General features: G+C 60.4%; 12 protein-coding genes. 10 read left to right on the top strand and 2 right to left on the bottom strand.

Features of this window, described 5'->3' with window-relative positions; translation table 11 throughout:
• Positions 1 to 9: 9 nt before the first annotated feature.
• The gene (locus tag SPHV1_RS05015) at positions 10 to 2,622 is read right to left on the bottom strand and encodes a DEAD/DEAH box helicase (RefSeq protein WP_054944944.1); all 2,613 of its coding nucleotides are present in this window, start codon (positions 2,620 to 2,622) and stop codon (positions 10 to 12) included.
• Positions 2,619 to 3,473 (bottom strand): DUF1837 domain-containing protein, encoded by an 855-nt coding sequence (locus SPHV1_RS05020; RefSeq protein ID WP_197277646.1) that lies wholly within the window; start codon positions 3,471 to 3,473, stop codon positions 2,619 to 2,621. The genes SPHV1_RS05015 and SPHV1_RS05020 overlap by 4 nt, the downstream gene beginning before the upstream one ends.
• Positions 3,474 to 4,215: 742 nt before the next feature.
• On the opposite strand from SPHV1_RS05020, the gene SPHV1_RS05025 reads away from it, so the two are divergent.
• The 10 genes from SPHV1_RS05025 to SPHV1_RS05070 all read left to right on the top strand — a co-directional run bounded on the left by SPHV1_RS05025 (position 4,216) and on the right by SPHV1_RS05070 (position 17,585).
• Positions 4,216 to 5,325: a DNA repair exonuclease gene (locus SPHV1_RS05025; RefSeq protein ID WP_054944946.1), complete on the top strand. Its 1,110-nt coding sequence runs from the start codon at positions 4,216 to 4,218 to the stop codon at positions 5,323 to 5,325.
• Positions 5,322 to 7,955 (top strand): AAA family ATPase, encoded by a 2,634-nt coding sequence (locus SPHV1_RS05030; RefSeq protein WP_054944947.1) that lies wholly within the window; start codon positions 5,322 to 5,324, stop codon positions 7,953 to 7,955. Before SPHV1_RS05025 ends, SPHV1_RS05030 begins: the two co-directional genes overlap by 4 nt.
• A gap of 121 nt (positions 7,956 to 8,076) precedes the next feature.
• Positions 8,077 to 10,197: an ATP-dependent endonuclease gene (locus tag SPHV1_RS05035; RefSeq protein ID WP_082430831.1), complete on the top strand. Its 2,121-nt coding sequence runs from the start codon at positions 8,077 to 8,079 to the stop codon at positions 10,195 to 10,197.
• Positions 10,194 to 11,909 carry a UvrD-helicase domain-containing protein gene (locus SPHV1_RS05040; protein ID WP_054944948.1) on the top strand — a complete coding sequence of 572 codons (1,716 nt, stop codon included), beginning with the start codon at positions 10,194 to 10,196 and terminating at the stop codon, positions 11,907 to 11,909. Before SPHV1_RS05035 ends, SPHV1_RS05040 begins: the two co-directional genes overlap by 4 nt.
• Before the next feature lie 863 nt (positions 11,910 to 12,772).
• The gene (locus SPHV1_RS05045; RefSeq protein WP_197277647.1) at positions 12,773 to 14,035 is read left to right on the top strand and encodes a GGDEF domain-containing protein; all 1,263 of its coding nucleotides are present in this window, start codon (positions 12,773 to 12,775) and stop codon (positions 14,033 to 14,035) included.
• Between the two features lie 689 nt (positions 14,036 to 14,724).
• Positions 14,725 to 14,970, top strand: a complete 246-nt coding sequence (locus tag SPHV1_RS05050; RefSeq protein WP_054944950.1) for a BrnT family toxin — start codon at positions 14,725 to 14,727, stop codon at positions 14,968 to 14,970.
• Positions 14,967 to 15,254, top strand: a complete 288-nt coding sequence (locus SPHV1_RS05055; RefSeq protein WP_054944951.1) for a BrnA antitoxin family protein — start codon at positions 14,967 to 14,969, stop codon at positions 15,252 to 15,254. Before SPHV1_RS05050 ends, SPHV1_RS05055 begins: the two co-directional genes overlap by 4 nt.
• A 151-nt stretch (positions 15,255 to 15,405) precedes the next feature.
• Positions 15,406 to 15,687, top strand: a complete 282-nt coding sequence (locus tag SPHV1_RS05060; RefSeq protein WP_054944952.1) for a type II toxin-antitoxin system RelE/ParE family toxin — start codon at positions 15,406 to 15,408, stop codon at positions 15,685 to 15,687.
• The gene (locus SPHV1_RS05065; protein ID WP_054944953.1) at positions 15,687 to 15,989 is read left to right on the top strand and encodes a HigA family addiction module antitoxin; all 303 of its coding nucleotides are present in this window, start codon (positions 15,687 to 15,689) and stop codon (positions 15,987 to 15,989) included. The genes SPHV1_RS05060 and SPHV1_RS05065 overlap by 1 nt, the downstream gene beginning before the upstream one ends.
• Before the next feature lie 282 nt (positions 15,990 to 16,271).
• The gene (locus tag SPHV1_RS05070) at positions 16,272 to 17,585 is read left to right on the top strand and encodes a serpin family protein (protein ID WP_197277648.1); all 1,314 of its coding nucleotides are present in this window, start codon (positions 16,272 to 16,274) and stop codon (positions 17,583 to 17,585) included.
• The last annotated feature ends 184 nt before the right edge of the window (positions 17,586 to 17,769 follow it).

The following is a 17,769-nucleotide window of genomic DNA, read 5'->3' on the forward strand; positions in this document are numbered from 1 at the left end:
CTTTCTCTATCAGGAAGCGCTTGGCGTGGTTTGGCTTTCAGCGTCGGGATGAAGTCGTTCGAGAATCTCGCGAAGAATGATGGCCGGGATGTCCATACCGGGAAATTCATTGAGGCGGTCGGCCACCCACGCTCGGCATTGGGCCTTGTCGAGATCGTCTCTGGCGATCTTCTCGTAGAGGGCGACAGCGCTCATGCGCGACAGGCCCAGCTCCATCAGCGACAGAAGCGTGCGAGAAGATACGCCGAACTCTAGCTGCGTCGCGATATCGAGGCCGTCCTCGACAAGGTCATCACGACCAATCGCACGCAGGTGGATATGGAGCACATCCATGTAGGCGGAGAAATATTTGGGCGCCTTGAACCGGGCGATCTGCTCGACATGCTCCATCGTCTGGCGAATGAGCGTCGGCAGCTTGTAGTCCCGTTTGTTGCGGACATGATATTCGATGTTCCGTCGGATCATCATGGCAAGGGAAAAGCCCTTGAGCCACTGGACGACAATGCGGGCGTAAAGCGGGATCAGACCCTCGGGCGAAAAAGCCGGAAACATGTTCTGGTTGATGCGCCGCATGATCGTGACGAAGCGGTCGTAGCTGTCCTCGCTGTCCACCGGCGCTGGCAAGAGATTCTCGGGGTCGCCTTCGTACCGGCGGAAGGCGTCGAGCATGCGTTGAAGCCCAAGCGCACTGATGCCGGGATGGCGATTGGCGATCTCCGGGCCAATTTCGATTTGGGCGGCGATGGCAGCAAGGCTCGCGTCGAGCCGAGCGATGAGAGCCTTGTCGTGGCGCTTTGCCAACCCGGCCTCGGCAATGGACCCGAGCCGCAGGAAGGTTGTGAGTAGATAGGCACCCACCTGCTCATACTGATCGGCCTCCGGAAGTTCCGAGAGATCGGCCGAGACCCTGTGATCGAGATAATCGCTCAGGCCCGTGCCCGTCTCGATGACGGCGTCGCTTTCGCGCTTGATGGGATAGCGGGCGCGCGCCGGAACACCGTGCGGCCAGGCCTGGGAATTACCCGGGTCGATGCAGATGATGTTGCCCTGGAATTCGTCGCCCCAGCGACCGGCGCGGCCAGCGAGATTCCAGAAATCGTGCGGCTCCATCGGATTGCCGAGACCCTTGCGTGGTCCCCGCAGCACGATGGTCCGGCACGACAGATTCACGCCTTCGATGAGGGTTGAGGTGCAGACAAGGAAGCGGATCTTGCCGGCCCGGAAGAGGCGTTCGATTTCGAGCCGAATGAGCGACGGCATATTGCCGTAGTGGAAGGCCACGCCGCGCTCGACGAGCGGCGCCAGCCGATATTGTGGATGCACGCCCTTGCGGGTCAGGTCGGCCAGCTCCAGCAATTCCGTGTCCACGATCGCGCTGGTCGGGATCAGCTGGCTGATGAGGTCCGCGATCTCCTCGGAATCGGATGCCCGATTCGCATACACGAGCGTGCCGCCTTGCACGCCGGCGGCGGCGGCAATGAAGGCGAGCTTCTTGGTTGGGCCGGTCGGCGAGCTGGCAAGCTTCAGCCTCCCTATCAACTGCTTGCCGTCAGCCTTCACGACAGACAGATCCCAGAGCTTGGGTTTGCGAGGCACCTGCTCGGCGATGATGACGTTCTGGAGAACGGTGGGCACGTCGCTGTCGACCGGCGCTGTCGCCGTTCCATCGGGCGCATCGGCCAGCAGCTCGCCGGGATTCTGGGTGGCGGGGCTGATGAAGACCAGCTTGAGTGCCGGATTGGCGCGACCGATCCGCTCGATCGCATCTTGGAGAATGACGCCGCGCTGGTTATCGCCGATCTTGTGGGCTTCATCGACGATGAGCAGGTCGATCGCGATGTCGTCGCCGACCAGGTTGGCAAGGAGATGAAGGCGCTCCTGCGTAAAGACGAGAATCAGCGGCGCGCCGCCGAGGCGCGCGGCATCATATTTCTCGGTTAGCGGTAGCGAGGAAATCTGGATCGCTCCCGGCTTGCCGAGCAGCAGCTCCAGATTGGTTTCGATTTCGGTGACGAGCGCTCGCGTCGGTGCGAGGTAGACCGCGACGCGCTTGGCGCCGTCATGCATTTGATCGATGAGCCACTGGAGGACGAGGAACGTCTTGCCCGACGCGGTCGGCGCCGACGCCGATATCCAGCCGTTGACGGCGGCTTTCTCCCAGAAGCGCTGTTGAAAATCGTTGACCTGCAGCCAGCGTCCGCTCGATTCGACAAGGACCGCCTGTTCCATCTGTCGGTGTTGGGCTTCGATCCGCAGGTTCATTCCGAGCCGACCATCCAGATCATCGGCGAGCAACGCGCGCTTGCCGGCAAGTGCCACCGCCCGAAAGTTTGAGAGCTTGCCCAGGAGGACTGCGCCTGCATCGATGACGGCGGCGCTTTTCGACATCGTGACGGCGCTGGTCGCGATCCGGAGCGCGGCCTCTTGGTGAGAGCGTGTGTTGGAGCGGGCGAGGACGCTGGCGGCGAGGAGCAGCCGCTGCCAGTCAACCGGGGACGCCACGCCATCGGGCTCCGGGACGAGATTGCCGATTTCGCCGCGCACGGTGTGTCGAGTGAGTTGGTCGAGTTCGTCCTCGATGCCCTGATCGAGGAGCCAGCTCTGAAGATCGGCGATTCTCATACCGCCACCCCCATCGCTTTTAGAAAGGCTTTGCGAAATTCGTCTGCCGAAGGAAGCGGAAGGCAGAAGAACTCAATTTCGAACTGTTCAAGCTTTTCGGTCTGGAGGCGCTCCCCGATCTTCTTGCGCCACGTCACCAGTGCCAGCCGGGCGGCTTCAGTGAGTTGGTCGGCGATCACCTTCGCGCCGCCGCCGGGATAGAATTCGGCATCGAAGCCGATCAAAGCGACGCCACAATATTGGACGCGCCGGGACTGGGTAGAGGTCTTGTCGAAATAGCGCTTCAGCGCTTCGGTGAGCACGGGATCGCTCAGATCGGCCTTGTCACTGAGCAGGATAAGGTCGCGTTCGCGCTCGGCGTCTTCATGCTCGGGCTCGACGAGAAACGGCGCAAGCGAGGATAGGCAATCCTGGATGGCGGACGCCACGTTCTTGTAGACCTTTGACTCACCCCAATAAAGCTTCAGGACGCCATCAGGAGTGACGCCCGCATAGACGCCGTCGGCCCCGTGATAATGCATGCGCGTGTCGGTCTTAAGATCCATTTTGCACAGGATCTGCGGGAGTTTGAGAAATCGCTCTGCCAGCAGGAAGAGAAGCATTTCGCCGCCTTCCCCAGTCTTTGCGAGATCCGTAAAAGACCGCTTCGCCTGTTCCACCAAGGCGGTGACCGCCTCGGTGCTTTTGTATTTCTGGTCGCGTGCTTTGGCTTTCGCGAGTTGAGACCTCGGAATCGCATAATCGGCAACCGCATTGCGCATGAACTCCGCAAGGCGGTGCGGTTGGACGCGGCCGTTGGCGTCTACGGCCAGGCAATGGCAGTGAATCTTGACAGCGTGCCCGTCGATCAAGACGTCTCGCTCAATCAGCGAAAGATGAACGTCAAGCGCTTCGGGGTCTCCCGTCAACGCGGCCGCAAGGTCAGCGTCAGTTATATTAGACAGACCGTCCCCCTATCCACACAACTAATTGATCACGCTTAAGCGTTTATGCCTAACGATGAGTTGTGAGTTCGTCCATCAAGGACATCGCTCGCAGCAGGTGTGATTGCGTACTGCCGGCGAAACAACTTCGGGCCAATGACTGCGCCGCACGGGGTCGTGTATAAAATTGACGCCAGGTTTTGACCGCTGGTACAGTCGAGCGACCGGTTTGCGCGATCTGAACGGCAGGTTGCAGCGGAAAGCTGACGCTCAGATCAACGATGCTAACATCTTGATTTGGGTCGACACCTGCCGGGATAGCTGCCGGTCCGCACCTGGGGACTGAAAATCGGCGCCTGAGCGGCCACAAAGGGTCGGATTCGCTGGAACCAACCGCCGGCTCCTGGGACAAAGCCGTCGTTCCCGTCTCGCCGCTGAGATGGCCGCTTTTAGCGAGTGCAGACATCCCAAGCTCACTCGCATGTGATCCTCGTTCGACCAATGCTGGGCCGGTTGCTGAAGGGCATCTTGCAGAGAACGGACCGTAAAAAGCTGCCGATTATGAATTACCGGCGGTCGGGTTGTAATGCTCTCGCAGATTACGAAAGAACTGCGCCTGATTAAAGCAGATGGGGTGTCTGTCTGCGGCGGGAGACGCTATAAGGACTAGATGAAGTTTATCCACTCCGCTGATTGGCAGCTCGGCAAACCTTTCGGCCGCTTCGATCCCGACGTCCGCGGGGCGTTGACGGAAGCCCGCTTCGAAGCCGTCGACTCGCTTGGGAGAGCCGCCGCCGAACATGGCGCTCAGCACATTATCGTAGCCGGCGACATATTCGACACCGAAGGCCCGGAAGATCGCACCATCGTGCAGGCGATCTCGCGCATGGACCGATACGACTGCCGCTGGTGGCTGCTGCCCGGGAACCACGACTTCGCGCGGAATGGCGGCCTATGGGATCGCGTTCGGCAGCGCGCCGGTGACAAGATCGTCATTCTCTCGGAACCCGAACCTCGCAAGATAGAGGAGCAGATCTGGTTGCTGCCCGCACCGCTCATCCACCGGCACAATTTGGAGGATCCGACAACGCTCTTCGACACGATGGAGACGCCAGGCGCCCGGCTGCGCATTGGCGTGGCACACGGCTCAATTCGTGATTTTGGATCGCGCGGGGAGACAAGGAACCAGATCGCGCCGGACCGTGCTCGACTGTCGAACCTCGACTATCTCGCCCTCGGCGACTGGCACGGGACCCTCAGGGTCGATCCGCGGACATGGTATGCCGGAACTCCGGAGACCGACCGCTTCCAGCGCGATGAACCAGGCGGCGCGCTCGTTGTCGAAGTCCACCCCGACCTCGCGCCCACAGTGACGCCGATTCGAACGGGCCGCTTTCAATGGCTCAACCGCGACTGGACGGTCAACGATAAGGCTGCCTTCGATGCCGAGTGCGACGAGCTTCTTGCGTATGTCGACGCTCCGAACACGCTTCTGCAGCTAAGCCTGGCGGGCATCACCAGCCTCGGCGACCGGGTTGCGATGCTCGCGCGGCTGGAGAACGACCTGGGTCATCGCCTACGGCATCTGGCCGTTCGCGCGGATGACCTGGTCGGACGTCCGCGTGAAGAAGACCTGGCTGCATTGGCCGTGGAAGGGATGCTGGGGACCGCCGCGACAATGCTCAACGTGAAGATCGACGCTGGCGGGCCGGAAGGGGTCATCGCGAAGCGCGCGCTCGAACGATTGTTCGTCGAGTACAGCCGAGAAGAGCAGGCATGAGCCTCGTCATCCGCCAAATCGCGATCGATGGCTTTCGGAAGTTCCGGAAGCCCTTCGCAATCGAGAATCTATCGGACGGATTGAACATCGTCATCGAGCCGAATGAAACCGGGAAATCGACGCTGCTCGAGGCGCTGCGCGCCGCCTTCTTCGTCCGCCACAACACGCGCAATCAGCTCGCCCAGTCATTCGCGCCCTACGGCGAGGCAGTTGGTCCCGAGATCAAGGTGAGCTTCGACGTCGACGGCTCTCCCTGGTCGCTGACGAAGCGCTTCCTCAGGAGCCCCTCGCTTGAGATGTCCGGTCCCCAGGGGCGGGCCCAAGGCGATGACGCGGAAGCACGGCTTAACACGCTGTTCGGCTCGGTCCGTGACACCAGTCGCGGAGGCGATGTTTCGACCTATGGGGCGTTGGGGTTGCTGTGGGTCGCGCAAACCGAGGCGCTCGCCGTCGCGGGTCCGGGGCAGATCGTTCGCGACACGATCGCGTCCACGCTCGAGGCCGAGGTCGGTTCGATCATGGGCGGAGACGCCTATCGGCGCGTGCGCCAACGGATCGACGCACAATATGAGCTTTACTGGTCGCCGACCGGCCAGAAGCGCGGCCGGCAGAACGATGCGCGGGAACGGGCTGACGCTGCGATCGCGGCTGCACGCGAAGCGGGTGATCGCCTCGCCGCATTGGAGAGGAGCTTCTCCGACCTCGATGGCGCGCGCGGGCGGCTTAAAATCATCCAACGGGAGATTGCCGACGAGACCGATGCGCAAGCGCGCAAGGAACTTGTCGACTCCCTCGAGATCGCCCGCGCGGCCGCGCAAATCCTATCGACCCGAAAGGCCGAGCAGGAGGCGGCCGTTACGAAACTGAAGGGACTGGAAGACCTGAAATCTCGCCACGAGGCGGCGATGATCTCGCGCGATAGCGCCACGACCGCGGTAGAAACAGCACGCGCAAAACGTAGCGAGCTCCGCGAGGCGCTTGCGACCGGCAAGGCCAAGGTCGCTGCAGCACGCGAGGACCTCGAGGCGGCGCGCGGCGAGCGTCATGACGCCCGAGCGGCGCTTGCAGCGGGTGAACAGGCTGTCCGGCTCAGCCATCGCCAGACGGCGATCGCCGCCACGCGACGTCGCCATGATGAGCTGCTGAAGCTCGAGCAGTTGCACGGCGAGGCAAAGGCGCGTGCCGCAACTGCCATTCCAGCCAAGGCTATCGAAGCCTTCGAAGCGAACGATCTTGCGGTAAGCCTGGCTCAAGCCGTCGTGGACGCGGGCGCGACGCGACTGACGCTGTCCGGCGCCATCCAGGGGGTAACAATCGACGGCGCGCCGATGCTCGCTGGCGAGCGCACCATCACCCGTCCGGCCAGCATAGAGATCGGAGGGACCCTGTTGATCGTCAGCCCGCCAGCCGTGGCTGCGAGCGCTGAGGAGACCCTCGCTGCAGCAATCCACAAACGGAAGGCCGCGCTCGACGAGCTCCACGTAGCCGATCTTGCAGCTGCTCGATCTCGCAACGAGGCGGCTCGCGATGCTGCCGCTGAACTTCGCACACTTACTGCACGGATCGAGGCGGCCACACCTGCCGACGATACGCTCCAGATCGCAGCCGGCGCTGACGCGTTGAAACTGTTCGTCGGAGAGCTCGAGCCTGAGGAGCCTCAGGCGGAGGCTTCGCTCCCTGATATGATCGCGCTGGCCGCTGCCGTCGAGGCGGCTGACACGAAGCTCGCGCGGGCCGAGGGTACACAGGACAGCACGATCGCGGCGCTGCGCCGTGCCGAGGAAGCTGACGCACCGCTCGCTTTGGCCGAAGCGGGCGCGCTGAGCGACCTCGCCAACGCGGCCGCCTTACTCAAAGAGATTGAGGCTCGTCCGGAATGGGCGACTCTGGATGTCGATCTCGAGCGAGCGCGAGAAACGGCAGCGCACGCGGCCGTTCGCCTGGTAGAGGCCGAGCGGAACGCATCGGCGCATGATGTCGGCGCGATCAATCGCAAGATCGAGGTCATCGACGCCCGCGTTCGGGTCGCCGCTGACACGCGCACGAGACTGGAAACCGAGATCGCCCGGCTTGAGGGCACGATCGAGAGCGAAGGTGGCCTCGGCTTGGCCGATCGCGCTGCGGCGGCTCAGGAGGAAGTCGAAGCGGCGAATGCCGCGCTCCAGCGGGTCACGGAGGAAGCAGACACGCTAAAGCTGCTCCGTGACACACTGGAAAGCGCAAGAAACGAGACTGCCGCCAAATTCGTCGGTCCGGTCGCGAAACGCGCGAAGCGGTATATCTCGCAACTGCTGCCGGACTGCGATCTTACCTTTGCCGAGGATCTATCGCTCGCGAGCGTCAGCCGCACTGGCGTCGACGAAAGCTGCGCCAATCTCTCGCGTGGCACGCAGGAGCAGCTCGCCGTGCTCACTCGCATAGCCTTCGCTGACCTGCTGCTTGAACAAGGGAAGCCCGTGTCGCTGATCCTGGACGATCCGCTGGTTTATTCCGACGATGGTCGGCTCGATACGATGATCGAGATCCTGACAGAGGCAGCGACGCGGATGCAGATCATCCTGCTGACGTGCCGCGATCGCGCCTTTCGCCACGTGCCCGGAAATAGGATCCTCCTCCGTCCCGCCGCTTAAGCAATACCCGCCGCCGGGCGGGTCCGCTTGCTACCGGCAATACCGGAGCCACAGCTAGCTCAAATCCACTCGCCGCAAGCCTGTTTAGGTCAGACCAACATCCAAAGCCGAGATTGAATCCATGCTTATCGAAAAGATCCAGGTACAGGGATTTCGGCTCTTGGAAGACGTCGAGCTGCTGCTCGAGCCGACTGCGACCGTCATCGTCGGCCGAAACAATAGCGGCAAAACCTCTCTCACGGAGATCTTTGATCGTCTCGCTGGGGAGCATGGGCCCAAGTTCAGGCTGGAGGATTTCTCGGCCGGTACCCGAGGCAAGTTTCTCGAAGCGAAGGCGAAACGTGACGCCGGCGGCAACCCGGAGGAGGTTCTCGCTCTCCTGCCGGCGATCGCGGTCACGCTAACGTTCAAATATGATCCCTCGGTCGGCGAGCTCGGCCCTCTCGCACCATTCGTGATCGACCTTGATCTTAGCTGCTCCACCGCCGTCGCGCGGATCGAATATGGGGCTTCGTCCGCCTCGCTTGCGACCTTGTTCGATGTGCAGGAGGCAGAGGCCGGCAGCGACGCCGTCGCGCATTTCTACCGCCAACTGCGTGAAACCTTGCCTAGAGCCTATCGCATAAGCGTCACGGCGATCGACCCCACGGACCCGACCAACTTCCGCGTACTCGACGGGACCGGCGCCCTGTCCGCCCTCGTTCAGTGCGGCTTCGTGCGCGCGCAGCGAACGCTCGACAGCAGCAAGGCGAGCGATACCGCCGTGATTGGGCGGCTCCTCGGAACGCTATTCCAGACCGCGAGCTCGATGACGGCCGCGGAGAGCGACCAAGCCCTAGCGGCCGCGCTGAAGACCTCTGTCAGTCAGATCGAACAGTCGATTCAGAACGACTTCGATACGATGGTGAAAGACCTGCTGCCGGCATTGAGCGCGTTCGGCTTCCCGGGTCTCAACGACGCCGAGCTCAGGCCTGAAACGTCCCTCAACGTCGAGACGCTTCTCTCGGATCACACGAAGATCTTCTACACCGGCCAGCACGGTGTCCATCTACCCGAGGGCTATAACGGCCTCGGCACCCGTAATCTGATCTACATGTTGTTGCAGCTCGAGACGTTTCATAAAGCATACCGCGCTCGCTCAATCCGGCCCGGTACCCATCTCGTCTTCATCGAAGAGCCGGAGGCGCACCTGCATCCCCAGATGCAAGAGGTGCTGATCGCACAGTTGAACGCCGCCGTAGCGGCACTGTCCGCCAAATATGTAGGCGAGCCGGTCTGGCAGGTTCAGTTCGTCATCTCGACACACTCGCCACACGTCGCGAACGCGGCTTCGTTCGAAGCGGTGCGCTATTTTCTGAGCTCGACCCAGGATGCGACAGGAGTGCGGCGTACCAAGGTCAAGGATTTCCGCAAAGGCAGCGTTGCTATCCCGCCGCAGGATCGCGAGTTCCTCCATCAGTACATGACCCTGACCCAATGCGATTTGTATTTCGCGGACAAGGCGATCCTGGTCGAGGGGACCACCGAGCGCATCCTGATGCCCCGCATCGTCCGGCTCGTGGACGAGTGGCTCGCGCCCGAACGGAAGCTCGGCCGCCAATATATCACGACGATCGAGGTCGGCGGCGCCTACGCGCACATCTTCTACCCGCTCCTCGACTTCCTGGAACTGAAGAGCCTGATCATCACCGACATCGATGCGGTTCGCATCGACAAGACCAAAGATAAGCCGCGCGCGGTCAAATGTCCTTGCGCCGAAGGCGAGCACAGCTCTAACGCGGCGATCCGAAACTGGTTCTCGGTCCCGAAGGGCCAGCAGATCAGCATCGAGGCGCTCTGCGCCAAGACGCCGGCAGATAAGCTCTCTCGCTATCGCTCAATCGCTTACCAGGTTCCGGAAGATGGCTCGAGCTGGTGCGGGCGAAGCTATGAGGATGCGCTGATCCTCGCAAATCCTGAGCGGTTTGGCCTGCCTGAAGAAGGCGATCGCGGATTGCTCGCGTGGGAAATGGCGCAGGACCTCAGCAAATCGGAGACCGCCTTGCGGTTCGCCATCCAGGAAGCGGACTGGGCCGTTCCAAAATACATCAAGCAAGGCCTGACCTGGTTATCCGAGCCGCCCCCGCCTCCGGAATCTCCGCCATCGCTTGCTGGTGTCGGCGCAGGCGCGCCGACGATCGCGGCAGGCTCGAACGATAGTCCGGCTGAGCCCGAGAGCTCCGCGCCGCAGTACGATCTATGACGAACCCTGCGGTCGAGGCTGCCAAGGAAGCACAGAAACGGGTCGACGCGTGCCTGGACGAAGGTCGCAACTTCCGGCTGGAAGCCGGCGCCGGCGCCGGCAAGACCTATTCGCTCGTCGAGGTGCTCAAGAAGCTCATCAACGAGCGCGGCCGCGACCTGCAGCGAGCAGGCCAGAAAGTCGCGTGCATAACTTACACCGAGGTGGCGCGGGAGGAGATCGCCCAAGAGATCGAGCAGCACCCCGCGATCCTGGTCGAGACCATCCATGCTTTCTGTTGGGGGTTCATGTCCAAGTTCCAGAAGGATTTGCGGGCGCTCGTCGCTGGCATGGAGGACAAACAGGACAAGATCGCGGAAGCAGGCGGGATCGCTGACCAGGTCGTGGAATATCAGCTGGGCTTTTTCGGCATCGACGAGAAGCGCATCACGCTCCATCACGACGACGTCCCTCGCTTCATGGCGCAACTTCTTGGAAAGCCGAAATTTCGGTCCCTCTTTGCCGCGACATATCCCGTTATCTTCGTGGACGAGTATCAGGACACCGACCCTCACTTCATGGCGGCGCTGGCAGAGCATTTTCTAGCCACCGGCACCGGTCCCAGGATCGGCTTCTTCGGCGATCACTGGCAGACAATCTACCGAAGCGACTATGGTCTGGCGAACTATCCCTCCCTTGAACCGATCGACAAGGGTTCGAACTTTCGGTCAGTGCCCGCGGTGGTGAACGTGCTGAACGCGTTGCGACCGGAGCTGAAGCAGGCCGTCAAGGATCCCGACGCTAAAGGCGAGGCGCGGTTCTTTCACGCCAATTCCTACACCGGTGAGCGGACCAGCAGCTCGTCATCCAAGAACGACACGCCGCCCGAGGTCAGCCGGGATTTTATGGCGAAGCTGACGGAAAGGCTGAAGGAGGACGGGTGGGATTTGTCATCCGAGAAGACGAAGATCCTTATGCTGACGCATAACGCGATTGCCGCTGAGCGCGGCTATCCCACGATCGCCAAAGCTTATCGTTACAATGACTCTTTCGCGAAGAAGGAGGATCCGTTGATCGCGTTCCTTGTCGACACCGTGGAGCCGATGTGTCGCGCTTTCACCGAGAAGCGCTTCGGCGACATGTTCAAAATCCTCGGGTCACGACCAAAGCTCAGCGCGCATGAAGATAAGGTTGCGTGGGCGACTGACATGGCCGCGTTAGCGGACGCGCGCGCCAACGGAAGCATAGGCGACGTCGTCGACCTCCTGAAGGGGACAGGTCGACCTCGGCTACCGGACCGGATTGTTAGGCGTGAGCAGGAACTCGCCGCGGCCGAAAACGGTGCGGAGTTGCCGCGCTTGCTCCAGGAGCATGGTCTCGTTCGCGAGGCGCCGTACCAGGAGCTGGTGCGGCTCGCCGAATTTATCGAGGGCCAGACACCATTTGCGACACAGCACAGCGTTAAGGGCGCGGAGTTCGACAACGTCATCGTCGTGCTTGGCGGCGGGTGGAACCATTATAATTGGCCGCAGCTGCTCGAGCTGCTGTCCACCGGCGCCATCACAGCAAAGAACGAGAAGGGCTACTATCGCGCCCGGAACCTATTTTACGTTGCGGTTTCGCGGCCGAAAAGGAAGCTGGCCGTCCTTGCCACTCAAACTCTGTCGCCTACGGCGCTTCAATCAGCTGAGAAACTATTCGGGGCCGGTAATGTCGTCGCCCTCACCCTCTAGCCAAACAGGTGAGCCTCCTAGTGGCATTGATCTTCCCGGTCCCACAGCGCTCAACCCACGAGGTAAGGGGCCGGTCCGAGCGAAAGAGGCCTTATCATTTTCCAGGCAGTCGACATTAGGCTCTGCCGAGCAGCCAGAGCGCGGGCCTCGGCTGCGGCCACAACCCTCTCGCGAACCCAGCCGGCCGAATTGCGGCTTTCCGCACTTACGGTAGCTCCGGCGAATGGCGACTTTTAGGGCGCACAGCTGACTGTCCGCTAAAATCGGCCTATCGGCAGCTTCTGTCGGGAGCGGACGTTCATAGTGGCAGATGAGAACGACCGGCTGTGGTCGACACCTGCCGGGATAGCTGCCGGTCCGCACCTGGGGACTGAAAATCGGCGCCTGAGCGGCCACAAAGGGTCGACTGCCGCCGGAAGCCTGTGGGACAAACCCGTCGCTCCCTCCCGACATTTGGAGCGGCAGGTTCTTTCCAATACCCGACACTCAGCGCTCGCCGAACTGGCGCCACGCGCAGTGACTGCAACTGGAGCGTGTTCGACCAGTCGGCTGCGCCCCCATCCAATCCATTTGAAAGCGATATTGCCGCGCCTCGAAGCGGACATTCAGATCAGATGGGGTCTGGACCTTGCCGGCTGACGGCATGGAAGAAATGGCCTTGTGCATCGAAAATCCGCCGTTACTCATAGTTAACGATGCTCAGCAGCCAGATAGTGAAAGCGCAGCAGGCGCCGGCGAACCTACCTTTGAACGGTCCAGCAGCGGCAGGGGTCCTCGCGGTCGTGGTTTTCACCGCCTGCATTCTAGGCATTTGGACTCGGCCCATTGGGCTCCTTGCTACTTTCTGGCCGGCTAACGCCCTGATGGTTGGTATCTTGCTGCGCTTGCCGGGAAGCCGGACTGTCTCAGGATGGATAGCTGGTGCTCTGGCATTTTTGGCAGCGGACCTCCTGACGGGCTCAAGCTTGCAGAAAGCGGTACTGTTGAACGGGGCGAACCTTGCAAGCATTACTGCTGCCTTCCTGGTCCTGAGACGCCTGCCATCTTCAGTCCTGCTACTGAAGGACCAGGCGTCAATTCCCTACCTCCTTCTGGGTTCGCTGGCCGGTGGAATAGCTGCCGGTTTCGGCGGCATGATTGCCAACCCCATTCTGTTCGGCGGCAGTGCAAAGGCTGGCTGGGAATTCTGGTGCGTTACCGAACTGGCAAACTTCGTAACCGTGCTTCCGCTGATTCTGGGGGCACCGGCCCCTTTCGCAAATCAACAGCCCTTTCGTCGGCCGACCCTGCGCGAATTTGCTCCATTTGCTGCGCTTTGCCTATCCGGTCTCGCAGGCGTCGTCATCGGCGGCCCCGGGGCCATCGTGTTTGTTGTCCCTGCACTGCTTTGGTGCGGCCTGACCTATTCGGTCTTTGTCACCGCGTTGCTGACAACCGTCAGCGGTTACTGGATCATGTCCCAATTGGTAATGGTTTACCTACCCACTACAGATCAGGGGACAGATTCTTTCAGCCTGGTCTCCTACAGGCTTGGCGTTTCGCTTCTCGTTCTCTCTCCAGTGATGCAGGCAGTCTTGAGTGCAACGAGGAGATCCGCCATCGCCGGTCTGGAAACTGTGGCAAACCTCGATCCACTGACGCACATTGCCAATCGCCGGGCATTTATGGCTCGGGCTGAGGAACTCCTTTCCGGGGCAACTGGAAATGTCTTGGTGCTCATGATGGACATCGATCATTTCAAGCGCATCAATGATAATTTTGGTCATGCCGCTGGCGATGCTGTGCTGATCGAGTTCGTGCACAGGGTGAAGCGGTGCCTGCGATCCTGTGATCTATTCGGGCGACTGGGAGGCGAAGAGTTTGCGCTTGTGATCCCGGATTGCTCTATGCGCCAAGGCTGCATGATTGCCGAACGCATTCGGCAGGCCATCAGCAGCGAAGCAATGCTGCTTGCAGATGGACGTTACCTTCCAATCACCGTCAGCATTGGAATGGCTGCTTTGCGCGGCGATCGCATTGCCATTCACGAATTGCTGCAACAGGCGGACCAAGCCCTCTATGCGGCGAAGGATGCCGGAAGAAACCGCATTGAGCTTTTCACCCCTGAACAGATCCGAGATTGCTGACTTGGAAGTAACAACCCATGTTGGACAACAGAATATTGCCCGGATCAGTATAGAAACCTTGCGGTTTTGGGGGGGCGAATCCACCTTGCTGCTGGTGCGGAAACTCTCGCCGACAATTCATGACTTCGACGGCCGAAACCGGCAATCTAGAGGTACGTGAGTTGAATAGACGATCGGCAGCTATCTTATTCGCGCTTACTCGAATCTTACCTTCACTTACCGGCGCTGCTTCCACATGCGGCGAAGATAGGCAGATTATCCGCTCCTGGTGAGCGGAAATTGGAGGCTGAAAATCTGAAATGGGTCGTGAACCGACGCTGTGCGAACGACAACTAACATTATGTCCCTGCTAGGAACCGGACATTCGCCAACCGGCCCCTCTTGGGCCTGCCGAGTGATGAAGCAGACAGACCGCAGCTGAGAACGGAGAATTGGTGACTGAACGGCGGCAAAGGGTCGAAGGCGGAATCGGCGGCTACGCGCCCTATTCGGTCGTTCGAGAGGCGATTTGACGCGCCGAGCAGCGGTCGGTCCGGTTTCCTGCCGACTATGTTCGCCAGTGGGGCCGCCGGCAAGATGTTCAAGGGGCTGCGTCGTCTGAGGAATCGAAAGATCGATCCTGACGCCACGGTCAAATTGTCGTTACAAAAAGCGATTGACAGTCAATCAAATCGTAACTACAAAAAGCTATGATAATCGTATGGGATGAACCGAAACGGCAAGCGAACCTCGTCAAGCACGGGATCGACTTTGCCGATGTGGGTGAAGGGTTTTTCCTCTCCGCCTTGGTCATCCCTGCGAAGGACGGACGCTTTGCCGCCATTGGTGAGATGAATGGCACAATCACGGTAATTTTCGCTGTGCTGGGTACCGAAGGCGTCTCGATCATCTCTGCCCGCCCGGCCAGCATTATGGAACGGAGGCTCCTGCCATGACCGACCCGAAACATGCCGCTCCCGGATACACTAAGGCCGATATGGACGCAGTCAGCGATAACCCTGAATGGACAGCCGAGGATTTCGCCAAGGCAAAGCCTTTCACCGAAGCCTTCCCGAATCTCGCAAAGACGATTCGCGCACGCGGCCCACAGAAGGCCCCGAAAAAGGTCAGCACCACTCTGCGCCTTTCACCCGAGGTAATCGAGCATTTCAAATCCGGCGGCCCCGGTTGGCAGTCACGGATCGATGCTGCCCTCAAAGATTGGGTGGCAGCGCACTGAGGCCGATTGGCGCCCATGCCGGTCATTCGAGGGCCGATCTCACGCCCCAGGAAGCGGCTCGCCGGCTATCTCTTGCCGGTAGGGTCGATCAGGGTCTTCCTGTGTCAAGCAACGGTTGACGAATGGCGTCGTGTCGCGTATAGCTTGACGCGTGGAAATCGAAAGCATCACACACAAAGCGCTTCGCAAGATGTTCACCACTGGGTTGACCAAAGGCGTTATCGAGCATCGCCGTGTGATCAACATGCTGCAATACATCGTGGATGCGGGTTCGTTTGATGAACTCGCGATTCCCCCGAATTTCGGCTTCCACCCGCTTACCGGGGAGCGGGCAGGTACATTCGCCATGACCGTCACCAAGAACTGGCGGCTGACGTTCACCAAGGTTGACGAAACAACCATCGCCGACCTCAATTTGGAGGATTATCACTGATGGCTCTGCAGATGCATCCTTCGCTCCGTGTCCATGCAGGGGTCTGGCTCAAGGAAGAAATCGTGGATCCTTCCGGCTACACGACCAAGGACTTGGCAAAGCACTTCGGCGTTTCGCGCCAAGCCCTCAGCACCCTGCTGAACGGGCATTCGTCGATTTCAGCTGACATGGCGATCCGCTTCGAAAAGGCATTCGGGGTCAAGGCCGACACGCTGCTTCGCATGCAGTCGGCCTATGACCTCGCTGGCGCACGCGCGCATGAAGATGAGATCAAGGTAGAACGGATTGCACTAGCAGCGTAGCGCCCAAGCCGGTCGCTCCAGGGCCGGTTTGACGCCTCCGAAACCCGCCAGTCCGTTTTCCCCTTGCTGATCAGATCGGTCAACGGCTGAAAGTGGGGACAGTCTCGCTGGCGCTATTGGCCGAGATTCGAATGGAACGGTCAGTCTGCTATCGGCGACCGATTGGGCAAAGCGGTCATTGGCCGCGCGAAAAGTTCGAGTTAAGCATAGGCAGTGATCTTTTCTCCTCTCACTTCATGTTACTGCTGCGCATCGCAAATGTGGTTGAATGGCAACGTGAATATGAAGATCGTCAAGCTAGTCACGACGCTTGCGGCACTGGCGGCCCTCCCGGTTTCCGCCATGGCGCAAGAAGCCGTAGCGCCAGCCTCGTTCACCGTGCAAACCGATCCTTACGGGGCTATCAAGGCCACCTTGCCGCCTGATGCACAAGGTGCCGTTGCTGGTATTAACGCTTTCTCGCTCGATCTTTACAAGCGAACAATCTCGTCTGGCGACAATCTGTTCCTGTCCCCGGCCAGTGTCTCGACAGCGGTGGCGCTTGCCTATCGCGGCGCGGTCGGCAAGACAGCGGACGAATTGCGCAGTGTCCTCCATTATGGCGCTGCACCGGATGCCTATTTCCGGGCCAGTGCCGGTGTATTCGCAACCATGAACTTCTCTGGCCAGAGTCGCGTGCTGCAAACCGCGAACGCAATTTGGATTCAGGGCGGCATGCCGATGAAACCCGATTATTTGGCTGACGTGCAGAGCCAGATGAAGGCCGGGCTGCAACGGGCCAACTTTGCGGCCACCCCCGAGCAGGCACGAGCGGACATCAACGCCTGGGTAGCTACGGCCACGCACGACCGAATCGCCGAGCTGCTGGAGAAGGGCGTTGTGACCCCTGAGACCAGCACGGTGCTGGTCAACACGATTTACTGGAAGGGACGCTGGGATCAGCCCTTTGTGAAGTCCGAAACGAAGGTAGAGCCATTCACCCGGCTGGACGGAACCAAGCAGTCTACGCCACTTATGAACCAACGCAGTTACTTTGCCGTGGTCAAGGGTGACGGCGTTCAAGCCATTGAGCTGCATTATGTTGGTGGGGAGGTGAGCATGGTGGTTTTCCTGCCTCATTCTCCCAAGGGTCTGCCGAAGTTCGAGGCAGGGTTGACCGATAAAGAACTTGGCAACTGGTTCACCGCGCTCGATGCTGCCGAGCCTCGCGATACAGTCCTTACACTGCCTAAGATGCACCTGGAATACGGCATCGATTTCGCAAAAATGTTGAGCACTATGGGGGCCCCCACTGCTTTCTCCGATGACGCCGATTTTTCAGGCATGGCGCAACTTCCCTCTTACAGTCAGGGTTCGGAAGTGGTTGGTCTGAAAATCTCCCATATCATTCACAAGGCATGGCTCGATGTGGACGAGGACGGCTCGGAGGCCGCTGCCGCGACGGCGGTGATTAATGACATCGTCACCGGAAGGAGAAGCCCGCCGCCGCCGCCGACCATCTTCCGCGCGGACAAGCCGTTTCTGTTTGTCTTACGCGACCGGCGCACCGGGCTGATCCTGTTCATGGGCCGCTATGTCGCGCCGACTAACCAGTGAATTGCGGAAGCATGAGGCGGATCTCGGCTTACGGGACCGGGTGAAGTGAGTCTGTATGAGTTCGATTTCGGCGATTCCGGAAAGGCAGCTGCCGGATTAAAAATTTGAAAGGCGGTCGATCTGCAAGGCGCCCTAGTTGGTCGCTCCAGGGCCGGTTTGACGCCTCCGAAACCCGCCAGTCCGT

Origin of the sequence: Novosphingobium sp. KN65.2, assembly GCF_001368935.1 — a bacterium.
GTDB lineage: Bacteria > Pseudomonadota > Alphaproteobacteria > Sphingomonadales > Sphingomonadaceae > Novosphingobium > Novosphingobium mathurense.

Coding starts and splice junctions, on each gene's coding strand:
- SPHV1_RS05015 (WP_054944944.1), bottom strand. CDS start 2,622: ATGAGAATCGCCGATCTTCAGAGCTGGCTCCTCGATCAGGGCATCGAG.
- SPHV1_RS05025 (WP_054944946.1), top strand. CDS start 4,216: ATGAAGTTTATCCACTCCGCTGATTGGCAGCTCGGCAAACCTTTCGGC.
- SPHV1_RS05030 (WP_054944947.1), top strand. CDS start 5,322: ATGAGCCTCGTCATCCGCCAAATCGCGATCGATGGCTTTCGGAAGTTC.
- SPHV1_RS05035 (WP_082430831.1), top strand. CDS start 8,077: ATGCTTATCGAAAAGATCCAGGTACAGGGATTTCGGCTCTTGGAAGAC.
- SPHV1_RS05040 (WP_054944948.1), top strand. CDS start 10,194: ATGACGAACCCTGCGGTCGAGGCTGCCAAGGAAGCACAGAAACGGGTC.
- SPHV1_RS05045 (WP_197277647.1), top strand. CDS start 12,773: ATGGTTGGTATCTTGCTGCGCTTGCCGGGAAGCCGGACTGTCTCAGGA.
- SPHV1_RS05050 (WP_054944950.1), top strand. CDS start 14,725: ATGATAATCGTATGGGATGAACCGAAACGGCAAGCGAACCTCGTCAAG.
- SPHV1_RS05055 (WP_054944951.1), top strand. CDS start 14,967: ATGACCGACCCGAAACATGCCGCTCCCGGATACACTAAGGCCGATATG.
- SPHV1_RS05065 (WP_054944953.1), top strand. CDS start 15,687: ATGGCTCTGCAGATGCATCCTTCGCTCCGTGTCCATGCAGGGGTCTGG.
- SPHV1_RS05070 (WP_197277648.1), top strand. CDS start 16,272: ATGAAGATCGTCAAGCTAGTCACGACGCTTGCGGCACTGGCGGCCCTC.